Annotated in this window: 2 protein-coding genes; both read right to left on the bottom strand. The window is 49.8% G+C overall.

Features of this window, described 5'->3' with window-relative positions:
• The coding region (locus tag ACTHS3_RS13905) for a sugar phosphate nucleotidyltransferase (RefSeq protein ID WP_440367237.1) at positions 1 to 155 on the bottom strand (155 nt) is incomplete at its 3' end.
• 126 nt (positions 156 to 281) lie between these two features.
• Positions 282 to 1,148, bottom strand: an 867-nt coding sequence (locus ACTHS3_RS13900) for a helix-hairpin-helix domain-containing protein (RefSeq protein WP_440368241.1), incomplete at its 5' end; no start/stop codon positions are given.

The following is a 1,148-nucleotide window of genomic DNA, read 5'->3' as shown; positions in this document are numbered from 1 at the left end:
TCAGTACAGCCGGCTTCAACCGCTTCTTCAACTGCATATTGAATCAGAGGTTTGTCCACGATAGGCAGCATTTCTTTTGGGCTGGCTTTGGTCGCAGGCAAGAAACGGGTGCCCATACCGGCAACGGGAAAGACGCATTTTTTAATGGGTTTCATATTATTATCCTATTTTAACTATGGGTTTATACCCAAAAAGTGTAAAGATGTAGTCGCATGTAGCGATGATACCACATGATAAGGGAGCAGTTGGCTTGAAAAGGCGGATTGCTTGTAGATACTGTCTTATCTCAGCAACGACAGTAATTCTTCTTCACTCAATACGGCCACGCCTAACGTTTGAGCTTTTTCCAATTTACTGCCTGCAGCTTCTCCGGCGACAACGTAGTCGGTTTTTTTGGATACGCTGCCGGAAACTTTTCCGCCTGCCGCTTCAATCATGGCTTGGGCTTGGTCGCGTTTGAGTGTAGGTAAAGTCCCTGTTAATACAAAGGTTTTACCTGCTACGGCCTCGTTAATACCGTCTGAAATAGTTTCATCTTGAAGCTTAGACAGCGTTTGAGCAAAGAAAGTTTTCATATTTTCAAGCAGGGCTGCATTTTGCGGTTTGCCGCGCCATGTTTGCCAATCGGCAGGTAACGCTTTGTCGGTTTGCAAACCTTCTATGCTTTGTCCGGCGAGTTCCCACAAGGCCAGTGCTTTGGTTTCGCTGATTTTAAAATCGGGCAGGCGGGCAATCCAGCGTTGCGGCTCGGCATGGCGCAACGGTGGGATAGTGATAGCCTGGCTTTGTGGGGCAACACCTACAGCCAGCAGCTCGTCTATCATCGCCTGTTGGGCTTCTTGGGCGAAAAAGTGGGCAATGGAGCGGGCAACCACCGTGCCGATATCAGGCAGGCAGGCGAGGATGGGTTCGGGTGCATGGCGGACATGTTCGAGCGTACCGAATGCCTGCGCCAACGTTTTAGCGGTACGTTCGCCGACGTGACGGATGCCGAGGGCAAAAAGGAAGCGCGCAAGTTCGGGCGTTTTGCTGGCTTCTATGCCTGCAAGGATGTTTTCTGCCCATTTGGTCGGCTGTTTTTTATTGTTTTTGGCAAGCAGAGTATTGCCGGTCTCGCCTTCAAAGTCTCCAATTTCACTGTTTGATGG

It is taken from the genome of Neisseria sp. P0009.S007, from assembly GCF_051962515.1.
This window is presented reverse-complemented; position numbering and strand designations above follow the sequence as displayed.